This window comes from Tessaracoccus massiliensis (genome assembly GCF_000826065.2).
GTDB classification, from domain to species: Bacteria; Actinomycetota; Actinomycetes; order Propionibacteriales; family Propionibacteriaceae; genus Arachnia; species Arachnia massiliensis_A.
In genome coordinates this window covers 544,070-562,679 of the sequence record NZ_LN623541.1, presented here as the reverse complement: position 1 = coordinate 562,679, position 18,610 = coordinate 544,070, and the positions used below count along the sequence as shown (strand labels likewise).

Here is an 18,610-nt window from a genome sequence, read left to right as displayed (position 1 = left end):
CGCAGCTGACCTGTGACCTGAGCCAGCCGCCGATCCGTTCCCTGAGCCAGCCGCTCGCGGCTGGTCGAAGGGCGCTCAAACCTCCGTGGATGCTGACGATCGGTTCTGCAGATAGTCGCGAGGGGTGAGGCTGTCCCCATCCGCGACCATCGTCTCCGCCCCCGGCACGCGATCCGTGTTCTGGGCGCTCACGGCGAGCCACCCGTCGTCGCCCTGACGCTGGACAACGAAGGTGAAGATCCCCTCCCTGCCGCCAGCGGAGCGTCCGTCGGGAGTGGTCTGCCCGCTCATCTCCCACTGCGCGTGCACGACGGCGACCTCGCCCAGATCGCGAACCCGCGTCTCCACCAACCGCATCGTCGACTCGGCGAACATCACCCGGAATCCGCGGGCGTGGGCGCGGCGGATGGCGGCCTGATCGTGCCACCACAGCCCCGTGACGTTGACGAAATCAGCGTCCGCGACGAACAGGGCGGCGATAGCGTCCGGGTCGCGATCCTCCCACGCTTCGACGAAGGCCCGGGCGACCTGTTCCGGTTGATGCAGCGTCATCCGCGTCAGTATCCGTGCCTGTTGTTCCAATCCCAGATGTACCAGGCGTAGATGATGTTGCCGATGCCCGCGGTGAAGAAGAACAGCAACACGTGCGCCCAGAACGAGTTGTACTTGCGGTAGCCCATCACCATGGGGCCGCCCTGGTTGATGACCACCTGTTGCACCGGTTGTGGCGCGTAACCGTAGGGCGGTGGCGGTGGCGGTGGTGCACCATAGGGCGACGGCGGAGCGTAGGGCGACGGTGGGGCGTACGGCGCGCCTCCGTATGCCGGGGCGGGGGCCGGGGCCGGTGAAGCCATCGGTGCGGGCAGCGCGGCGTCTCGGGGCTTCGGCGCCGGGAGGTCGCGGAACACTGCGAGCAGATCCCCGTGGGTGCGGGCTGCGTTGACCGCCCCCACGCGCTCACCGAACTCGTCGGTGGTCAGGCGACCGTGTTCGGCGTGGGTCTGCAGGAACGAGACTGCTTCGTTGCGCTCAAGGTCTCCGATGCGGAGAAGCTCGTTGGTCATGGCGGCAGCCTAGCTGGGCGCTCTGACAGGATCTCGCGCGGCCCTTGGGGGTCGGACTGGAGTTTTCCTTGCAGTCACAGATGTCGTCTGTAACCTTAGACTGTTAAAGTTACAGAAGTCGTGGTTGTGTGTATGGAAAAGTCGTAGGTGAAGGGGCAGAAGTATGGCGGCCTGGGAGAGTCAGTTCTGGGAATCGTCGCTCGGGTCGGGGCTGTCGAAGCGGGACCGGCGCTCGGGCGGCTATGTCAGCTATGTGCCGGACCGGCTTGTCGGGGCTCCCTTGCGGTTGCCGCCCTACCTAGATTCTCTCGCAGGGGAAGCGGAGCGCGCTGTACAGCGCCTGTCCCGCGACGCCTCGCATGATCTGGCTGGGATCTCTCGGTTTCTTCTCCGCTCCGAAGCGATCGCCTCGTCGCAGATTGAGGGCATCGCTCCGTCGGCGGGGCAGGTCGCGTTAGCTGAACTGAGTGACCATGAAGCTGTCGCCGATGTTTCGGTGCAGGCCCGTCTCGTAGCCAACAACATGGCGGTGGTGCGCGAGGCTCGAGCGCGCCTCGCCGAGGCAAGCGCCGTGACCGTGGAGCATGTCGTGGACCTGCGCCGCTCTCTGCTGCCAGAAGACACGAACCAACATGGGTTGAGAACGGTGCAGAACTGGATTGGGGGATCTCAGTACCACCCCATTGATGCTGACTTCGTGCCGCCGACGGCTGAACTGGCTCCAGGGTTGGTGGCTGATCTTGTCGGGTACATGAACGGAGCCGCGCATTCTCCGATCGTGCAGGCAGCCCTGGTTCATGCTCAGTTCGAAACGATTCATCCCTTTACCGACGGTAATGGAAGAGTGGGGCGCGCGCTCATTCACACCGTGTTGACCAGGCGTGGCCTCACGGAGCATTCGGTGCTTCCCGTCAGCCTCGTCTTCGCCACTCTCCGTGAGAAGTATGTCGACGGCCTCACCGCCTATCGGCATGCTGGGGCCGCCGGATCCGAGGAGTTCCATGCGGCGCGTGCACAGTGGATCGAGGTGTTCACTGACACGGTGCTCACGGCGACGAACCAGGCTGCCCAGCTTGCGACGGATCTGGCCTCTCTGCGTGAGGAATGGGAGCAGCAACTCAAGGACGCGCGTGACCGGAAAGGGCGGACCCGGGCGGTGAGAAGCGACTCGGCCACAGCCCTGATTCTGCGTGATCTCCCCAGTACTCCCGTGCTGACCAGTGCGACGGTCCAGCGTATCCACGGCGTCTCCCACGTGGCAGCCGGGAGAGCGCTGGAGGAACTCACCGACGCCGGCGTCCTCAGCGTGGCACAGAGGGCGGGCCGCCCGTTCTATCGCGCCCAGGAGCTGTTGGATCTCGTCACCTCTACGGAGCGGCGTTTGGCGAGCACCCGCTTTGACACGCGCGTGAGTCCGCCGATCCGACCCGTCCCGGCGGCGCCGCGGTAAGCCGCCTCCATGAGGCGGCCGCTACCCTGGCACGCATGACCACTCCCGAACTGCTGCGGCCCGTCGACCCTGAGGCGCCGCTGCTCGTCGTCGCCACCCGCCAGGAGGCCGAGCACCTGAGCGCCGACCTGCCGATCCTGCTCACAGGGATCGGCCGCATCAACACCGTCGCTGCCCTCACCGAGGTCCTCGTCGGCGGCGTGAAACCCACCTCGATGATCAGCATCGGCACCGCCGGCTCGCTGGGCAGCGCCAGCGGCGTGCACCGCGTCGGCTCCGTGCTGCTGCACGACTTCTCCCACTCCGCGGTGGCCGATCTCACCGGGGGAGTGGCCTACCCACCCATCACGTTGGCCGACGACGGGCCGGTGCTCGCCACCGGCGACCTGTTCGTCGAGGACTCCGCCACCCGCGCCCGGCTCGCGGAAATGGCAGACCTGGTGGATATGGAGGGCTACGCCGTCGCCTGGGTGGCCCGTCGCCACGGCGTGCCGGTGGAGCTGATCAAGCTGGTCTCCGATCCCGCCGACGAGGACGCCGGGCAGCTATGGGTCGACGGCGTGGCCGAGTGCTCCCGCATCCTCGACGCCCACATGTCCGAGCGGTTCTCCGCGGGTGGAGCGCGGTAGGGGATGCCAGAGCGCTCGCACCACGTGAGGGCTAGAAGCGAGGGACCTCGGGGCCGGGGATGTAGGCAACGGAACCGCAATCGAGGCAGTGTTCGGCCGTGCTGTTGAGGAGCACAGCCACGCCGAGGAGCTTCTTCGAATCCAGGTAGTGCTGCCGGTCGATGTGGACGGTCTGGGCGGGATCGACCAGCTCGACTTTGGAACTGCCGCATTGACTGCATTCGAGTGCGGAATCCATCCACTGCACTTCGAAATCTTCACCGATGAGGCTGAAGTTCTCGCATGAGTCGCACGCCCAGGCCATGATGACGTGATCGGGTTCGATGAGATCACGGGTGACGAGCTCGTCGAAGGGCTCCGGGTTGCGTTTCCGTAGCTCAGCGGGATCCAGCCACGAGATGCCGCTCTCGCAGTAGTCGCACACTCGCGACGCCATTGCCTGCAGGATCTCCTGCATGACCTCGTCCTCCTCGACGGCGAGCGTGAACTCCTCGTCGGACGGCGGCAGCTGAGCGTTGGGTTGGGAATTCTTCGCCACGGTGATCTCCTCTGTGTCTCCGAAGAGGATAAGGGGGTTTCTGCGCACAAATGGGCAGGTCGTCGACGACGGCTGGGCAGAGGCTGGGGTGTCAATCCTCCGGTGTCAGCTCAGGTGGTGGCCCTGCTGAATCCCGTGGCACCAACGTGGTGGCGAGGGTGTAGTCCCCGGAACTTCTCCCGTCCATGACATCAAACAGCAGGTTCACGGCGACTCGGCCGACATCCTCAAAGGGCTGACGAACCGAACTCAGCGGTACAGCGAAATGCGGAGCCAAGTCGATGTCATCGAAGCCGATGATCGCCACATCCTCGGGGATGCGCAAACCCTTCTCCCACAGCCGGTGGATGGCGCCAGCCGCAACGTGGTCGTTGGCGGCGAAGATGCCATCGATGCGATGGTCCATTTCAAAGAGTTTGTCCACAGCGTGATACCCGCCGTCAGCGTGCCAGCCGGACTCAACCCAGGCTCCCTCCCCGCCTGCGGCGAGCCACCCGGCACGGCGTGCGTCGGCCTCCAGCCAATCGCTGGGGCCCGCCAGATGCGCCACATGTTGGCGCCCAGCAGCGCGCAGATACTCAACGGCCGTGCGGGCTCCCCCGTGATTGTCACTGCGAACTCTGGACAGACCGCCCGGCACCTCGCCCTCCGCAACCAGGCATGTGGGGATGCGGGAGGAGAAACGAGAGGCAAGCTCCAACGATCGCTCTGACCAAGCGCTGATGATGACCCCGTCCACACCCAGAGCCAGAAGATGCTCGTGAGCTGCACTCAGCGCTTTTCGGTCGTCGCTCTCGGGAGTGATGCCTACAGTCCAGTACCCCCTTCTGCGGCTCTCTTCTGTGATCGCCAAACTCGTCTGTGTCGGCCCGAAGAGACCGTTCCTGGAGGTCACAACCCCGATCACCATGGATGCTTTCGTGGCAAGGGATCGCGCCGCCATGTTCCGTCGGAAGCCCAGGGCTTCAATCGACTCCTGCACACGCGCACGCGTGGGCTCCCTCACAGTGGAAGGGTCGTTCAGGACACGCGAGACGGTCTGGTGTGAGACGCCTGCGTGGGCTGCCACGTCTCGAATGGAAGGGGCTCGCCTACTCGGTGGCATGCGGGCCAGCCTACTCAACGTCTGACCGATGGCGCGCCGACTGTTCCACCACCAGAGCCTCGCGGTACCGGGACATGAAGGTGTTGAACCCCGCGACATCATCCGTCGATGGTGTGAGGGTTGTCCGTTCCTGGCCGTCGAACACCTCGCGGTCGAGCCAGGAAGCCAGATCCGCGGCGCCACTGAGCCCGAAGGCGGCAAGTAGCGCCATCCCCCATGCGCCGCCTTCCCCTGCCGTGTCGGAGACGGTGACCGGTACCTCCAGAGCCGCCGATAGATAGCGTTGGCCGACGCCGGGCGTCCGGAACAGTCCGCCGTGCGCGAACATCTCGGTGACAGTCACATGCTCCCGCCTCAAGACATCGAAGCCCATGCGGAGCGCTGCGAAGGCGCCGTAGAGGTGAGCTCGCATGAAGTCTGCCAGGCGTAGGCGGGCGTCCGGAACCCTCGTGAACAAGGGCCGGCCCACGTCGACACCTGCTATCGGTTCCCCCACCTTGAAGTTGAGGGCCACTAGCCCGCCGGCGTCCACCGCACCTTCGAGGGACTCCTCGTACATGGTTCTGAATAGCGCGTCCGTGTCGAACTCGGCGCCGAGTGCCCTGCCCACTTCGCCGAACATCATGACCCAGTCCTGGAGGTCGGCGGCTCCATTGTTGCAATGGACCATCACGACCGGTCGTCCAGCTGGCGTGGTGACGAGATCAAGCTCGTCGTAGCTGCCGGCCAAGGCGTCATCAAGCACCACCATTGCAAAGATGCTGGTGCCGGCCGAGACGTTGGCGGTTCCCGGGCGCACAGTATTGGTTGCAACCATGCCCGTGCCGGCATCGCCCTCGGGAGGGACCATCAACGAGCCTGCTCTGAAGTCCCCCTGTGGGGCCAGGAGGAGCGCTCCCTCCGCGGTCAGCCGCCCCGCGCTCTGGCCCGCGAGGCGGGCTTCTGGCAACAATTGATCCAGTCGCCAGTGGACTGAATGCTCCGAGAGCATCGCGTCGACCTTGGTGAGCATGGAGGCGTCGTAGCCCCCGGTCTCCACGTCGATCGGGAATACCCCGCTTGCGTCCCCGATCCCCAGTACGCGCTCTCCGCTGAGGCGCCAGTGTACATAGCCAGCCAGAGTTGTGAGAGTCCGCACCTGAGGTACATGGGTCTCCTTGTCGAGGACCGCCTGGTAGAGATGCGCAACCGACCACCTGAGCGGGATGTTGACCCCCAGTTGGCGGCTGAGAAGCTTCGCCGCCTCGCCGGTGGTGGTGTCCTGCCATGTGCGGAACGGTGTCAGCAGTTGACCGTCCGCATCGAGGGCGAGGTAGCCATGCATCATGGCGGAAACCCCTAGTGCTCCAACCTCCACGAGCTCCGATCCGGACCTTCGGGCGAAGTCCTCCCGCATGCTGGAGAAAGCACCCTGCACCGCTGCCCATACGTCGTCCATGCTGTAGGTCCAATGGCCTTGGTGGAACTGAGAGCGCCACTCATAGCTTCCCGAAGCTGCGATGTTTGACTCGCCGTCGACGAGTATCGCCTTGACGCGCGTGGATCCCAGCTCGATACCCAACGCCATCTTTTCTTGTCGGCCGTTCATGTTCGACACTCCTTGCTCTCTCGCGCAACTGGGAGGATGTACCCCCCTCAGTCACCATAAAGTGACCGGTCACTTCCATGTGGATGTTCTCTGGATGCTCGCTAAACACTGGCCATCCCGGATGTTGGCCTGTTTGCAGGGCCCCCTTGTCTCAGCTTCGAGACGTGAGCTATGCTATCAGAAAGTGACCGGTCACATTCTCAATCGACTCGATGTGGAGGAGAGAAAGATGCTGGAACTGAGTGGATTCCCCTCGGAAGTGCGGGACGAGGTGGCTCGTGTCCGAGATGAGGTGGCTGAGCTGCACGGTGAGCTTCTGCGCTGGGAACTCGTCGTCTGGACAGCGGGTAACGTCTCGCAGCGCATCCGATGCGCGGACGTCATCGGCCAGGACCTGTTCGTGATCAAGCCTTCAGGCGTCTCGTACGCGGAACTCTCGCCGGACAAGATGGTCGTCTGCACCTTGGACGGAGCCAAGATCGTTTATGGCACGGGTGCAGAGCTCAAGCCCTCCAGCGACACCGCGGCGCACGCGTATGTGTATGAGCACATGGACGACGTTGGCGGCGTTGTTCACACGCACTCCACCTACGCCACAGCCTGGGCGGCACGAGGCGAAGCCATCCCCTGCGTTCTGACGATGATGGGTGACGAGTTCGGGGGTGACATTCCTGTGGGTCCCTTCGCCCTCATCGGGGATGACTCGATCGGCCGAGGCATCGTTGAGACGCTCAAGGGTTCCCGTAGCCCGGCGGTCCTCATGCAGAACCATGGGCCTTTCACCATCGGTACTGATGCCCGGAGCGCGGTGAAGGCCGCAGCTATGTGCGAAGAGGTTGCCCGCACCGTCCACATCGCCCGTCAACTGGGTGACCCCCTTCCCATTCCCCAGAGGCAGATCGACTCACTGTTCGACCGCTACCAGAACGTCTATGGCCAGAAGCAGAAAGAAGGGCAGCGATGATGCGCTCACCATTTGAAGGAAAACAGATTTTGTTCTTCACGGGCTCTCAGGACCTTTATGGCCCCGAAGTGCTCAGCCAGGTGGAGACCCAGTCCCGTGAGGTTGCCCGGCACCTTGAGGACTCGGATGCGGTGCCGCTGGAGATCGTGTGGAAGCCCATCCTCAAAGAGCGGGACTCCATCCGTGCGTCGATGCTCGAGGCGAATGCTGACCCTGCCGTCGCAGGTGTCATCGTCTGGATGCACACTTTCAGCCCGGCGAAGATGTGGATCGGGGGGCTCACCGCACTCACAAAGCCGATGCTGCACCTGCACACCCAGGCTAATGAGGCCCTCCCCTGGGATACCATCGACATGGACTTCATGAACCTGAACCAAGCCGCCCATGGCGACCGGGAGTTTGGGTACATCACCAGCCGGCTCGGGAAGAAGCGGCAGGTTGTCGTGGGGCATGCGAGTCATCCGTCGGTCCAGCACAAGATCGGTGTGTGGAGCCGCGCTGCTGCAGCACATCTGGAACTGCAATCGATGCGGCTGGTGCGTTTCGGTGACAACATGCGCAACGTCGCTGTCACCGAGGGGGACAAGACCGAAGCCGAACACAAGCTCGGCGTGTCCGTCAATACCTGGGGTGTCAACGAACTCGTTGCTGCCGTAGAGCAGGTGAGTGACGAATCGGTTGATGATCTCGTAACCCTTTACGAGGATCGCTACGATGTCGCCCCGGAGTTGCGCCGCGGCGGTGATCGTCATGAGTCTCTCCGATACGGGGCCAAGCAGGAACTGGCCATCCGGTCGTTCCTTGAGGGTGTCGGCGCGACTGCATTCACCACGACGTTCGAGGACCTCGGGGGGCTGCGGCAACTGCCGGGGCTCGCCGTCCAGAGACTGATGGCAGACGGCTACGGTTTCGGGGCTGAGGGTGACTGGAAGACGGCCATTCTCGTCCGGTTGGCGAAGATCATGGGGTACGGACTGCAGGGGGGAGCCTCCCTGATGGAGGATTACACCTACGAACTCACCCCTGGCAAGGAAAAGATCCTGGGCGCTCACATGCTTGAGGTCTGTCCATCGCTGACCACCGGCAGGCCGTCGCTGGAGATTCATCCCTTGGGGATCGGGGACCGCGAGGATCCAGTGCGCCTGGTGTTCGATACCGACCCGGGTTCCGGAGTGGTGGTTGCGCTTTCTGACCTCCGGGATCGCTTCAGGCTGACTGCCAATCAGGTGCGCATCGTTGCTCCTGACGCACCGTTGCCCAACCTGCCGGTCGCTCGCGCGGTGTGGGAACCGCAACCCGATTTCCACACCTCAGCTGAATGTTGGATCACTGCTGGCGCAGCACATCACACGGTCATGTCGACAGCCGCCTCGCTGGAGCATTTCGAGTGCTTCGCGGACATGGTGGATATCGAGTTGGCCGTCATTGATGACTCGACCACCACGCGCGGCTTCCGTCAGGAACTTCTCCTGAACGCGGTGGTTCATAAGTTCACAGACGGTCTTCGCTGAGCAGCAAGTGCAACAACCCGCCAACTCGTGGTGATGAGGTTCGACGACGACGTCGAATCGACGAAGGAGGAACTCTGTTCGGATTACGCCCTTCCCCTATCTGAAGCGAACACATATCCATCTGGCTGGATTCGAATCGGCCTAGCCAGTCACTCAATGAGGAGAAGAAAATGACAAGAAAGAACTCATCCATGGCCAGGGCACTGCTGGCCTTCGCAGCCGCAGGTTCATTGGCTTTCGCTGGATGTGCCGGCGGAGGGGCCGGTAGCGGTAATGGCGACACCGCGGACGGCGGTTCGACCGACGGGATGCGCATCGGCGTTTCAATGCCGACGCAGGTCTCCGAGCGCTGGATCGCAGATGGCAACTTCGTGAAGGAGCAACTCGAGGCCGAGGGTTTCGAGGTGGATCTGCAGTACGCCAATGACGACATCCCCATCCAGACCCAGCAGATCGATCAGATGCTGACCAACGGGGCCGAGGTGCTTGTGATCGCTTCGATTGACGGCACTGCACTGTCAAGCCAGTTGGATGCTGCTGCGGCAGCAGACGTGCCGGTCATCGCCTACGATCGCCTCATCCGAGACCACGACAACGTTGATTTCTACGTCTCGTTTGACAACTACCAGGTCGGAGTCCTCCAGGGCAACGCGATGCTCTACGGACTGGGCCTCACAGATCAGGAAGGTGCGGAGGCGGCCGACAGGCCCACCGGACCGATCAACATCGAACTCTTCGCCGGGTCCCCGGATGACAACAACGCCACGCACTTCTTCAACGGTGCGATGTCTGTGATTCAGCCCTTCATTGATGACGGAACCCTCGTCGTCAAGTCCGGGCAGACGGATTTTGGTCAGGTGTCCATCCTGCGCTGGTCGCAGGAGACTGCGCAGCGACGCATGGAGGACCTGCTCACCTCCACATACTCCGGCGGGGATCAGATCTCCGCAACCGTTGGCGGCCATGACCCCGTTGCGCGTGGCATCATCACGGCTCTCACCGGAGGTGGCTACGGGCCGACCATTGCCGACGGACTGCCCATCGTCGGAGGGATGGACGCCGACATCGCGTCCGTGAAGCTGATCAACGATGGCGTTCAGCACTCCACGATCTTCAAGGACACGCGTCTGCTGGCCAAAAAGCTGTGGTGGCGGTCCGTGCCTTCGCTGAGGGAGAAGAGCCCGAGGCCAACGACACCGAGACGTATGACAACGGAGTCAAGGTGGTTCCGTCGTACCTGCTCGAAGCCAAGACGATCTATCAGGACAACATTCAGAGCGAGCTGATCGACTCTGGCTACTTCACCCAGGAACAGGTTGAAAAGGGCGTCCTCTGACGCGCTCCGGGGCGGGCGGACACCGTCCGTCCGCCCCGATTTCATAGAAAGGGCGGGAACGCCATGTCTGAGTACCTGTTGTCCATGGAGGACATCAACAAGGATTTCTCAGGAGTCAAAGTTCTCAAGCACGTCAACCTCGACGTCAAACAAGGTGAAGTGCACGCTATCTGCGGCGAGAATGGCGCAGGCAAATCGACACTCATGAAGGTGCTGTCCGGGGTGTACCCACACGGTGACTACACCGGCAGGATCATTCTGGATGGTAAAGAGGTGCGCTTTCGTTCCATCGGAGAGTCTGAAGCGGCGGGTATCGCGATCATTCACCAGGAACTGGCGCTCATTCCGGAACTGTCAATTGCGGAGAACGTTTTCCTCGGCCAACCGAAACCCTCGCGATTGGGCGTCATCGACTGGGACAAGGTTCATCAAGGGGCAGAGAAGGCCATCCAGGCGGTGGGCCTGCATGAGAAGGTTACCGAGCGGGTCAGGAGCCTGGGCGTAGGCAAGCAGCAGCTCGTGGAGATCGCCAAAGCGCTGTTGAAGGATGCGCGGCTGCTGATCCTCGATGAGCCCACCGCTGCGCTCAACGACGAAGAGTCAGCGCATCTCCTGGACCTGGTTCGCGGTCTGCGTGATCGGGGCGTCGCCGTCGTGATCATCTCCCACAAGCTGGGTGAGATTCAGGCCATCGCGGACCGTACGACCGTGATCCGTGACGGGGAAACCATTGAGACGCTCGACATGCACGAGCCGGAATCGACAACGGACAAGATCATCTCGCTCATGGTGGGGCGATCGCTGTCCAACAAGTACCCGACTCGGGAGTCAAACATCGGGGAGCAGGCGCTGGCCATCCAGGGATGGACGGTCGAACACCCGACACAAGAGGGCCGGCTGGTCCTCAATGACGTCAGCATCGACGTGCGGCACGGCGAGGTTGTCGGCATCGCTGGTCTGATGGGTGCGGGACGAACTGAGCTGGCCATGAGCGTCTTCGGTAAGGCATACGGGCGCTTCAAGTCGGGCAAGATGCTCATCGACGGGAAAGAGGTCAATCTCTCATCCCCGCAGGAAGCCATTGCTGCAGGGCTGGCCTACGCGTCGGAGGACCGTAAGGGAAATGGCCTCAACCTCATCGACTCGGTCAAGCACAACATTTCGCTGGCATCGTTGGGCAAGCTCACCCAGCGGGGCCTCATCCACGGTGACCGTGAGGCGCACGTCGCCGAGCAGTATCGCCAGAGCATGCGCATTCGAACCTCTTCGATCGAGGCCCCGATCACCTCACTATCGGGTGGCAACCAACAGAAGGTGGTTCTGTCCAAGTGGCTCTACTCGGATCCGACTGTGCTGATCCTGGACGAGCCCACCCGGGGTATCGACGTCGGCGCGAAGTACGAGATCTACACGCTTATCAACGACATGGTCGCGCAGGGCAAAGCGGTGATCGTCATCTCATCCGAGTTGGAGGAAGTGCTGGGAGTCGCCGACCGCATCTTCGTCCTGGCCTACGGCAACATGACGGGGCAGTTGTCCCGTTCTGAAGCAAACCAAGAGTCCTTGATGGAACTCATGACACGTGAACCAGCATTGGAGTCCAGCAAATGACAACGCAGACCAGCAGCACGGCTGCCCCGTCCTCCGGCGGGCCGAGTGTGTTCGCCAAATTGAAGGGAAGTATGGGGCAGAGCGGCATCTTCGCGGCGCTGCTCTTGATCATCGCGTTCTTCGCCATCATCAACCCGAACTTCCTCAGCCCGGGCAACATCACCAACATCATCCTGCAGTACTCCTACATCCTTGTGCTGGCCATCGGCATGTTGATGGTCATCGTGCTGGCTCAGATCGACCTGTCGGTGGGTTCGATCGTGGCACTGGCAGGCGCAGTGGCAGGTGTGCTCCTGATCCAGACCGGGCTACCTTGGTGGCTCGGCGTTCTTGCGGCCATCCTCGTCGGGGTTTTGGCGGGTGCGTGGAACGGGTTCTGGGTCGCCTATATCGGCATCCCGGGCTTCATCGTGACCCTGGGCGGCATGATGGTGTTTCGAGGGCTGACCTATCAGGTTCTGGACAATGTCTCGCTGTCGCCCTTCCCGTCCGAGTACTACACCATCGCCAACGGGTTCCTGAACGGACTGCTCGGGGGGCGCGGGTTTGATGTCCTGACCCTGGTGATCTTCGGGCTCGGTGTTGTTGCCTTTGCCTTCAGTGAGCTCCGCACGCGGAAGAGCCGGATTGAGTATGGCCAACCGGTAGCCTCCATGGGCGTCAGCATCGCCAAGATCGTGATCGTGGCCGCCGTCGTGATGTGGTTCGGGTATCAGCTTTCGGTGGCTCGAGGCCTCCCGATCATCCTGATCATCCTGGCCGCGCTGATCCTCATCTACACGGTCGTCACGCAGAAGACAGCGTTCGGCCGCAGCATCTACTCCATCGGCGGAAACAAGGAAGCTGCGCGCCTGTCGGGCATCAACGTGAAGAGGGTCACCTTCTGGACCTACGTGCATCTCGGCTTCCTCTGTGGCGTGGCCGGAGTTGCCTTCTCAGCCCGCATGAATGGTGCTCAGCCCGCTGCCGGTAGCGGGTTTGAGCTTGAAGCTATCGCCGCTTGCTTCATCGGAGGTGCGTCCACCACGGGCGGCACTGGCCGCGTTGTCGGGGCGATCATCGGCGGCCTGATCATGGCGGTTCTGTCCAACGGCATGCAGCTCATGGGAGCAGACACCTCGACCCAGCAGATTGTCAAGGGCCTGGTGCTCCTGGCGGCTGTTGCCCTGGATGTGTTCAACCGCCGTAAGGCTGGTCTCCAGTGAGGTAGCTCGGATAACCGAACTCGTCGCCTATGCACCTGTACATGGGGGCGAGTGGGTGCCAGCCGTCGTGGCCCTGTGGATTCGAAAGGTTCCACAGGGCCACGTTGTCGTCTAGGGCACGGCGTGGAGCGTGCCTGGGGCGACCGCATCGAGTTCGTGACCTTCACCGGTGGTGGGTTCGACGACAAGGCGCGGGATCTGGAGATCTTTCTCGACGTGCTGAGCGCGGTGTGCACCCCGACCGGTGGGCACCTCATGGACCCGCGCTACGACTCTCAACTGGATGACGCCGAGCGTCGAGCCCGCGACGCCTTCCAGCGTTTTATCGTTAGCGAGTGGGATGTCATCGCTGACACGAGCATTGGGCGAGACGTCGCCGCTCTTGTCACGCGTAGAGGGAACCGGCGGCCGAGTGAGCGTTGAGGCCCGGGGCAATGGCTGAAGAACACGGCGGCAGACCTTTCGACGGGGTGGAGGATAAACTACCCTGGGATCTATTGCGATTATTTCGTTAATGGACAGGAGGTGTGCAGTGCCGGCAGCAGCGAAGCTGACTGACTTAGCCACTTACGTACCCACGCCTGAAGAGCAAGGGCGTCTCATCAGTTTTGTGGAAGCGATGCGGGAGCGTGGTCAGGATGTGCAGCCGCAGCCGGTGGTTGTCACGGCGGCGGGGGAGAGATACGAACTCACCACCGGTATGGTCGACATGCTGGTCAACCTCTTGAGGATGCTAGCCAACGGCCAGGCAGTGACCATTGTTCCCAGGCATCGTCTACTGACAACTCAAGAGGCGGCTGACTTGCTCAACATCTCCAGACCGACGCTGATCAAGATCTTGGAGCGTGGCGATGTGCCCTATGAGATGCGTGGCCGTCATCGACGCATTCGCCTCGACGATCTCCTCGCTTACCAGGTGAAGCTGCATGAGCAGCGGGCTGAGGCTCTCGACGAGATGACGAGGTCGGCTCAGGAGGAAGGCCTGTACGACATTCTCGACGTTCCGCCGGCCAGCCAAGGGTGAGCGGTGTTCTCTAACAGCTAACAGGAAGCCCGTGATTTGAGGTTCCGCCTAGCGAGGGCCGTGGCATCGATCAAGGCCGTAATGTTGCGCTCCTTCTTGGCGAGTCTGCCCGCGAATGTGCGTGGGTCTTTCCCCCGCTGCAGGTCGCGGCTGGGGTGCATGACGTCATTGCGGAAATCTGCCAGGCCGCGGCTGGCAGCGGCCCAACTGAAGGGACTTGGTCCTGTGAGCTCATGAAGAGCCCGATCACGGCCGGCGATCGTCAACAGGTCGTTGAGACTGACTGCAGACAGCTCATCGACGAATGTGTCAGTTCTGCGGAGCTTGGTGACCAGGTGGGCGTGTTCCTCACGCCGATTGTCGCTAAGCAGCGCGATGGCGTCGGTCTGCTGCGGGAATCGCTCGCGGAGGTACTTGTAGAGTGAAATTTCAAGGTCAGCCAGCAACATGTAGTAGTGGGTCCGCCCAGCATGACTCCCCAAATCCGTCGGGGTGATGAATCCCGAGATAGCCGACCCTTCGATGACGAAGAGGAATAGACACTCGGCCAGACTGTGAACGACATTCGTGAGCGGAGTGCTAGCCGCAACGATCATTGAAACCTGCAACTCATCCATGCACTTTCCCACCGTGCCGGCCCTGGCCGTGGCAGTCCGGAATAGTCCCACGGGAGCCCCGCGTTCGATGACGGGGGCCAGGTCGAAGCTCAGCTCGTTCAGCTTCTGGGCTGCCTCGAGAGCGTCGTCAGCCCGTTGGAATGAGATGGCGGCGCTGATCGGTGTGGCGATGTGGTGGGCACGGATGATCTCGTTGAATAGCGTTCGCGCAGCCATGTCTGCATCATGGCAGCAGTTTCATGACGGCGCTCGGTCTAGCGCCAGGCACCACCAGCTTTGACGGCTCATCACATTTGAGGGTGTAGAGGCGGGGTGATCACGGCGGCGCGTCGGTCCGCGGATGAGGGTCGAGGCCTCCCGAAGATGGAAGTTCTCACACTCACCATCCGGAAGACCTCGACGTGCCTCACGCTACCTTCACGCGCCCCAACCTGACCACGTTCACCCGCCTCGACGAGCTCGGCCTGGAGGTCGTCGGCCAACAGATCGAGCCGAAGCGGGCCGTGTTGGCCTGCCGGGTCGTTGAGCCGGACCAGTGGTGCCGGCGGTGCGGCTGCGAGGGAACGCCACGTGGCACCGTGGTGCGTCGTCTGGCGCACGAGCCGTTCGGCTGGCGACCCACCATCTTGCTCGTCACCGTGCGTCGCTACCGCTGCGGCGAGTGCGGGCATGTGTGGCGTCAGGACATGAGCAGAGCCGCCGAGCCGCGGGCGAAGTTGTCCCGACGGGCGTTGCGGTGGGCGTTGGAAGGACTCGTGGTCGCGCATCTGACCGTAGCCCGGATCGCCGAAGGGCTGGCAGTGTCGTGGAACACCGCCAACGACGCCGTCCTGGCCGAGGGCAAGCGGGTCCTGATCAACGATCCGCGGCGTTTCGACGGCGTCCATGTGCTCGGCGTCGACGAGCACGTGGTGCGCCACGAGGCGCTGTTGTATCGGATGGAGGTGGGAGACCTGCATTGGTTGGCCGTCGTAGCGGCCAAGTGAAGCTGACGGCAGCCTGTCCTGGGGGAACGCCTGGGGTGGGTGGGAGCAGCCGTGACAAAGTCAGGACGGTCCAGTACTACCGGATGGGCCGTGTCTGGTGAGCAAGACGGGAAGGTGTACGAGAGGAACCGGTGTCGTAAAGCCTCTTAATCGTCGCCCAGCTCTAACCCGGTGGATCGGGGCTGGTTTGCGGTGCGTAACCGCTTGTCGGGGCCGTCGCTGATGGTCGTGGCGGGGGGGGGACTGTCGGAACGGTGGTATGTGTCGGGTCCGGCAGGTCGTGGTGAAGGTCTACGGCGTAGCCACGACGATGCCGCAGGGGTAAAGCCGGACGCCTCGCCCGTCAACCGAACAACAGTGAACGTGGGAACCATCCGCATTCCGCTCCCCGCTTCTTGGGGATAGGTGCGTTGCCTGCCGAAGGGTGTGGGTGGGGCGGAGCCGCCGTAGTACTCCGAGGCCGGGAAAGCCGGTCACATGGGGAAGGGCGGCAGTGAGAGAAAGCAGAAGAAGGTGAATGTAATGTCCGAAGACGCGCCGGTGAATGTCGGCGCCTCCGGATGGCCCAGCGATGCTCGGGCCTATCTGGGGGTACGGAGGATGCAGACCAAGCTGCATGGTTGGGCGGCCACCGATGGTGGTCGCCGGTTCGATGACCTGTGGAACCTTGTGTGTGATCCGGCGTTCTTGACGATGGCGTGGGAACGCGTCGCCGGGAACAAGGGGTCCAAGACTCCCGGGGTGGACCGTGTCACCGTGGCACGGATCAGTTCCGGGGTCGGGGTGGAGGAGTTCCTGCGAAACATTCGAGCCCAGTTGAGGGCTGGAGAGTTCAGGCCGGTGCCGGTGCGGCAGGTGATGATCCCCAAGGCCAGCGGCAAGCTGCGCAAGTTGGGCATCCCGACCGTGACCGACCGGGTGGTGCAGGCAGCTTTGAAGCTGGTCCTGGAACCCATCTTCGAGGCCGACTTCAAGTCGTGCTCCTATGGGTTCAGACCTAACCGGCGCGCGCAGGACGCGGTCGCCGAGATCCACCACTTCGCGAGCAAATCGTATGAGTGGGTGCTGGAGGCCGACATTGAGGCGTGTTTCGACATGATCGACCACACCGCCTTGATGGACCGGCTCCGGTGCAGGATCGGTGACAAGCGGGTGCTCGCGCTGGTCAAGGCGTTCCTGAAAGCGGGAGTGCTCACCACGGTGGGCACGACCGAGGGGACGATCACCGGCACCCCACAGGGCGGGATCTTGTCCCCGCTGCTGGCCAACATTGCCCTATCAGTCCTCGATGACGAGTTCACTCGCCGCTGGGACCATGAGATGGGCACGGCCGGAAAGCGGGCCTGGCGCCGTGACCACGGCAAAGCGTCCTACCGGCTGATCCGTTACGCCGATGACTTCGTCATCGTGGTGAAGGGTCAGCAGGAACACGCCGAGCAGTTGCGTCACGAGGTGGCAGACGTGCTGGCCCCGATGGGGTTGCGTCTGTCGCCGGAGAAGACCCGCGTGGTCCACATCGACCACGGGTTCGACTTCCTCGGTTTCCACATCCGACGGATGCGGAGACGAGGCAGCAACAAGTGGTACGTCTACACCCTGCCCGCGAAGAAGGCGATCGCCTCGATCAGACAGCGGGTGAAGACCATGACCTACAGGAACACCCTGCACCAGGACCCGGGATACCTCATGGACTATCTCGGGCGGGTGCTGCGGGGATGGGCGAACTACTTCCGGTATGCGGTGGCCAAAGCAACCTTCGCCGCGATCGACTCCTACACGTGGGAGCGGATCACGGCATGGCTACGCAAGAAGCACCGCCGACTCGGATGGCCGGAACTCCGCCGCAGGTACTGCCTGCCCGGAACCTGGCGCCTCGCTCACAACGGGAAGAGGTTCACCGGCGCCGCCAGCGTCCCGGTGACCAGGTACCGCTACCGCGGCTACCACATTCCTACCCCCTGGGACCGGCCAGCTGTCACCACCAGCTGAACCAGCCCTCTCTCATGGAGAGCCGGATGCGGTGAAAGTCGCACGTCCGGTTCGGCGGGCGGCCTGGGGAAACGGACCGGGAGCAATCCCGACACCGCGCCCCAGGCCGACCCAACTGGCGGCACACCCGTCACGGCGACAAGTACGTCACCGTGATCATCGACCTCACCCCGATCAGGGATGACACCGGCCCAGCCCGCCTGCTGGACATGGTCGAGGGCCGCTCCAAGCAGGCGTTCAAGACGTGGCTAGCTGCCCGACCCGAGGCATGGCGGGCTGGCGTAGAGGTCGTGGCCATGGATGGGTTCACCGGCTTCAAGACCGCCACCACCGAAGAGTTGCCCGACGCCACCACCGTCATGGATCCGTTCCATGTGGTGAGGCTCGCCGGTGACGCCCTCGACCAGTGCCGGCGCCGGATCCAGCAAGAACTCCACGGCCACCGCGGCCGCGCTCAGGACCCCCTGTACCGGGCACGGCGCACCCTCCACACCGGAGCCGACCTCCTCACCCCCCGACAACAAGCCCGCCTCGACGCCTTGTTCACCGGCGACGACCACGTGCAACTGGAGGCCACCTACGGCGTCTACCAGCAGCTGGTCGCCGCCTACCGCGACCCCGACCGAGCCAACGGCCGCGCCCGCATGGAGGCACTCATCGCCAGCATCAGCAGCGGGGTCCCCGGCGCCCTACGTGAGGTCATCACCCTCGGACGCACCCTGAAGAAACGCGCCACCGACGTGCTGGCCTACTTCGACCGACCCGGCACGTCGAACGGCCCTACCGAAGCCCTGAACGGCCGCCTCGAACACCTCCGCGGTTCCGCCCTAGGGTTCAGGAACCTCACCCACTACATCGCTTATGCGGAATTCCGCATAAGCGATGGTATGTCGACCTCGGGGTTATGTTGACCGGCGTCCTGGGGAGCGTGCTCCAGCGCGGGTTGGGCCCTGATCCGGTCAACATAACGATGAGCGTCCGAGTCGGGGTTCG

At 63.0% G+C, this 18,610-nt stretch carries 16 protein-coding genes and 2 pseudogenes; 12 read left to right on the top strand and 6 right to left on the bottom strand.

Features of this window, described 5'->3' with window-relative positions; translation table 11 throughout:
• Positions 1 to 75 precede the first annotated feature (75 nt).
• Both BN1186_RS06905 and BN1186_RS06900 read right to left on the bottom strand, forming a co-directional pair.
• A complete protein-coding gene (locus tag BN1186_RS06905) occupies positions 76 to 552 on the bottom strand; it encodes a YybH family protein (protein ID WP_040283354.1) in 477 nt (158 codons plus the stop codon).
• 5 nt (positions 553 to 557) lie between these two features.
• Positions 558 to 1,064 carry a DUF1707 SHOCT-like domain-containing protein gene (locus BN1186_RS06900; protein ID WP_052459887.1) on the bottom strand — a complete coding sequence of 169 codons (507 nt, stop codon included), beginning with the start codon at positions 1,062 to 1,064 and terminating at the stop codon, positions 558 to 560.
• A gap of 163 nt (positions 1,065 to 1,227) precedes the next feature.
• On the opposite strand from BN1186_RS06900, the gene BN1186_RS06895 reads away from it, so the two are divergent.
• Together BN1186_RS06895 and BN1186_RS06890 are read left to right on the top strand one after the other, a co-directional pair.
• Positions 1,228 to 2,514, top strand: a complete 1,287-nt coding sequence (locus BN1186_RS06895; protein ID WP_040283353.1) for a Fic family protein — start codon at positions 1,228 to 1,230, stop codon at positions 2,512 to 2,514.
• A 35-nt stretch (positions 2,515 to 2,549) separates the two neighbouring features.
• Positions 2,550 to 3,143: a nucleosidase gene (locus BN1186_RS06890; RefSeq protein ID WP_040283352.1), complete on the top strand. Its 594-nt coding sequence runs from the start codon at positions 2,550 to 2,552 to the stop codon at positions 3,141 to 3,143.
• 31 nt (positions 3,144 to 3,174) lie between these two features.
• Here the strand turns inward: BN1186_RS06890 and BN1186_RS06885 are convergent, their stop codons facing one another.
• The 3 genes from BN1186_RS06885 to BN1186_RS06875 form a co-directional block, all read right to left on the bottom strand.
• Positions 3,175 to 3,681: a hypothetical protein gene (locus BN1186_RS06885; protein WP_040283351.1), complete on the bottom strand. Its 507-nt coding sequence runs from the start codon at positions 3,679 to 3,681 to the stop codon at positions 3,175 to 3,177.
• A 91-nt stretch (positions 3,682 to 3,772) separates the two neighbouring features.
• On the bottom strand, positions 3,773 to 4,786 hold the full coding sequence (locus tag BN1186_RS06880) for a LacI family DNA-binding transcriptional regulator (protein ID WP_040283350.1): 1,014 nt from the start codon (positions 4,784 to 4,786) through the stop codon (positions 3,773 to 3,775).
• A 10-nt stretch (positions 4,787 to 4,796) separates the two neighbouring features.
• Positions 4,797 to 6,374 (bottom strand): xylulokinase, encoded by a 1,578-nt coding sequence (locus BN1186_RS06875; RefSeq protein WP_040283349.1) that lies wholly within the window; start codon positions 6,372 to 6,374, stop codon positions 4,797 to 4,799.
• A gap of 229 nt (positions 6,375 to 6,603) precedes the next feature.
• Between BN1186_RS06875 and BN1186_RS06870 the strand changes: the two genes are divergently transcribed.
• The 7 genes from BN1186_RS06870 to BN1186_RS06840 all read left to right on the top strand — a co-directional run bounded on the left by BN1186_RS06870 (position 6,604) and on the right by BN1186_RS06840 (position 14,025).
• Positions 6,604 to 7,338, top strand: a complete 735-nt coding sequence (locus tag BN1186_RS06870) for an L-ribulose-5-phosphate 4-epimerase (RefSeq protein ID WP_040283413.1) — start codon at positions 6,604 to 6,606, stop codon at positions 7,336 to 7,338.
• Positions 7,335 to 8,849 (top strand): L-arabinose isomerase, encoded by a 1,515-nt coding sequence (gene araA / locus BN1186_RS06865; RefSeq protein WP_218975414.1) that lies wholly within the window; start codon positions 7,335 to 7,337, stop codon positions 8,847 to 8,849. Before BN1186_RS06870 ends, araA begins: the two co-directional genes overlap by 4 nt.
• A 191-nt stretch (positions 8,850 to 9,040) precedes the next feature.
• Positions 9,041 to 10,135: a substrate-binding domain-containing protein gene (locus tag BN1186_RS06860; RefSeq protein ID WP_246043254.1), complete on the top strand. Its 1,095-nt coding sequence runs from the start codon at positions 9,041 to 9,043 to the stop codon at positions 10,133 to 10,135.
• Positions 10,136 to 10,248: 113 nt separating this feature from the next.
• Positions 10,249 to 11,796 (top strand): ATP-binding cassette domain-containing protein, encoded by a 1,548-nt coding sequence (locus BN1186_RS06855; RefSeq protein ID WP_040283348.1) that lies wholly within the window; start codon positions 10,249 to 10,251, stop codon positions 11,794 to 11,796.
• Positions 11,793 to 13,001: a multiple monosaccharide ABC transporter permease gene (mmsB, locus tag BN1186_RS06850; RefSeq protein WP_052459885.1), complete on the top strand. Its 1,209-nt coding sequence runs from the start codon at positions 11,793 to 11,795 to the stop codon at positions 12,999 to 13,001. The genes BN1186_RS06855 and mmsB overlap by 4 nt, the downstream gene beginning before the upstream one ends.
• 123 nt (positions 13,002 to 13,124) lie before the next feature.
• On the top strand, positions 13,125 to 13,424 hold the full coding sequence (locus BN1186_RS06845) for a hypothetical protein (protein ID WP_040283347.1): 300 nt from the start codon (positions 13,125 to 13,127) through the stop codon (positions 13,422 to 13,424).
• Between the two features lie 109 nt (positions 13,425 to 13,533).
• On the top strand, positions 13,534 to 14,025 hold the full coding sequence (locus BN1186_RS06840; protein WP_180349031.1) for a helix-turn-helix domain-containing protein: 492 nt from the start codon (positions 13,534 to 13,536) through the stop codon (positions 14,023 to 14,025).
• Between the two features lie 17 nt (positions 14,026 to 14,042).
• Here BN1186_RS06840 and BN1186_RS06835 read toward each other — a convergent pair whose 3' ends face one another.
• Entirely contained in the window at positions 14,043 to 14,858 is an 816-nt protein-coding gene (locus BN1186_RS06835; protein WP_040283345.1) for a hypothetical protein, read from the bottom strand.
• A gap of 185 nt (positions 14,859 to 15,043) precedes the next feature.
• Here BN1186_RS06835 and BN1186_RS06830 point away from each other — a divergent pair.
• From BN1186_RS06830 to BN1186_RS06815, 3 genes and pseudogenes are all read left to right on the top strand, one after another.
• A pseudogene (locus BN1186_RS06830) lies at positions 15,044 to 15,562 on the top strand (ISL3 family transposase); the annotation flags it as partial.
• Positions 15,563 to 16,150: 588 nt separating this feature from the next.
• On the top strand, positions 16,151 to 17,617 hold the full coding sequence (ltrA, locus tag BN1186_RS06825; protein WP_040283344.1) for a group II intron reverse transcriptase/maturase: 1,467 nt from the start codon (positions 16,151 to 16,153) through the stop codon (positions 17,615 to 17,617).
• Between the two features lie 116 nt (positions 17,618 to 17,733).
• A pseudogene (locus tag BN1186_RS06815) lies at positions 17,734 to 18,528 on the top strand (ISL3 family transposase); the annotation flags it as partial.
• Between the last annotated feature and the right edge of the window lie 82 nt (positions 18,529 to 18,610).

Bases quoted from the DNA above. Each gene is read 5' to 3' on its own strand.
- BN1186_RS06905 (WP_040283354.1), bottom strand. From the start codon at position 552: ATGACGCTGCATCAACCGGAACAGGTCGCCCGGGCCTTCGTCGAAGCG.
- BN1186_RS06900 (WP_052459887.1), bottom strand. From the start codon at position 1,064: ATGACCAACGAGCTTCTCCGCATCGGAGACCTTGAGCGCAACGAAGCA.
- BN1186_RS06895 (WP_040283353.1), top strand. From the start codon at position 1,228: ATGGCGGCCTGGGAGAGTCAGTTCTGGGAATCGTCGCTCGGGTCGGGG.
- BN1186_RS06890 (WP_040283352.1), top strand. From the start codon at position 2,550: ATGACCACTCCCGAACTGCTGCGGCCCGTCGACCCTGAGGCGCCGCTG.
- BN1186_RS06880 (WP_040283350.1), bottom strand. From the start codon at position 4,786: ATGCCACCGAGTAGGCGAGCCCCTTCCATTCGAGACGTGGCAGCCCAC.
- BN1186_RS06875 (WP_040283349.1), bottom strand. From the start codon at position 6,374: ATGAACGGCCGACAAGAAAAGATGGCGTTGGGTATCGAGCTGGGATCC.
- BN1186_RS06870 (WP_040283413.1), top strand. From the start codon at position 6,604: ATGCTGGAACTGAGTGGATTCCCCTCGGAAGTGCGGGACGAGGTGGCT.
- araA (WP_218975414.1), top strand. From the start codon at position 7,335: ATGATGCGCTCACCATTTGAAGGAAAACAGATTTTGTTCTTCACGGGC.
- BN1186_RS06860 (WP_246043254.1), top strand. From the start codon at position 9,041: ATGGCCAGGGCACTGCTGGCCTTCGCAGCCGCAGGTTCATTGGCTTTC.
- BN1186_RS06855 (WP_040283348.1), top strand. From the start codon at position 10,249: ATGTCTGAGTACCTGTTGTCCATGGAGGACATCAACAAGGATTTCTCA.
- mmsB (WP_052459885.1), top strand. From the start codon at position 11,793: ATGACAACGCAGACCAGCAGCACGGCTGCCCCGTCCTCCGGCGGGCCG.
- BN1186_RS06835 (WP_040283345.1), bottom strand. From the start codon at position 14,858: ATGGCTGCGCGAACGCTATTCAACGAGATCATCCGTGCCCACCACATC.
- ltrA (WP_040283344.1), top strand. From the start codon at position 16,151: ATGTCCGAAGACGCGCCGGTGAATGTCGGCGCCTCCGGATGGCCCAGC.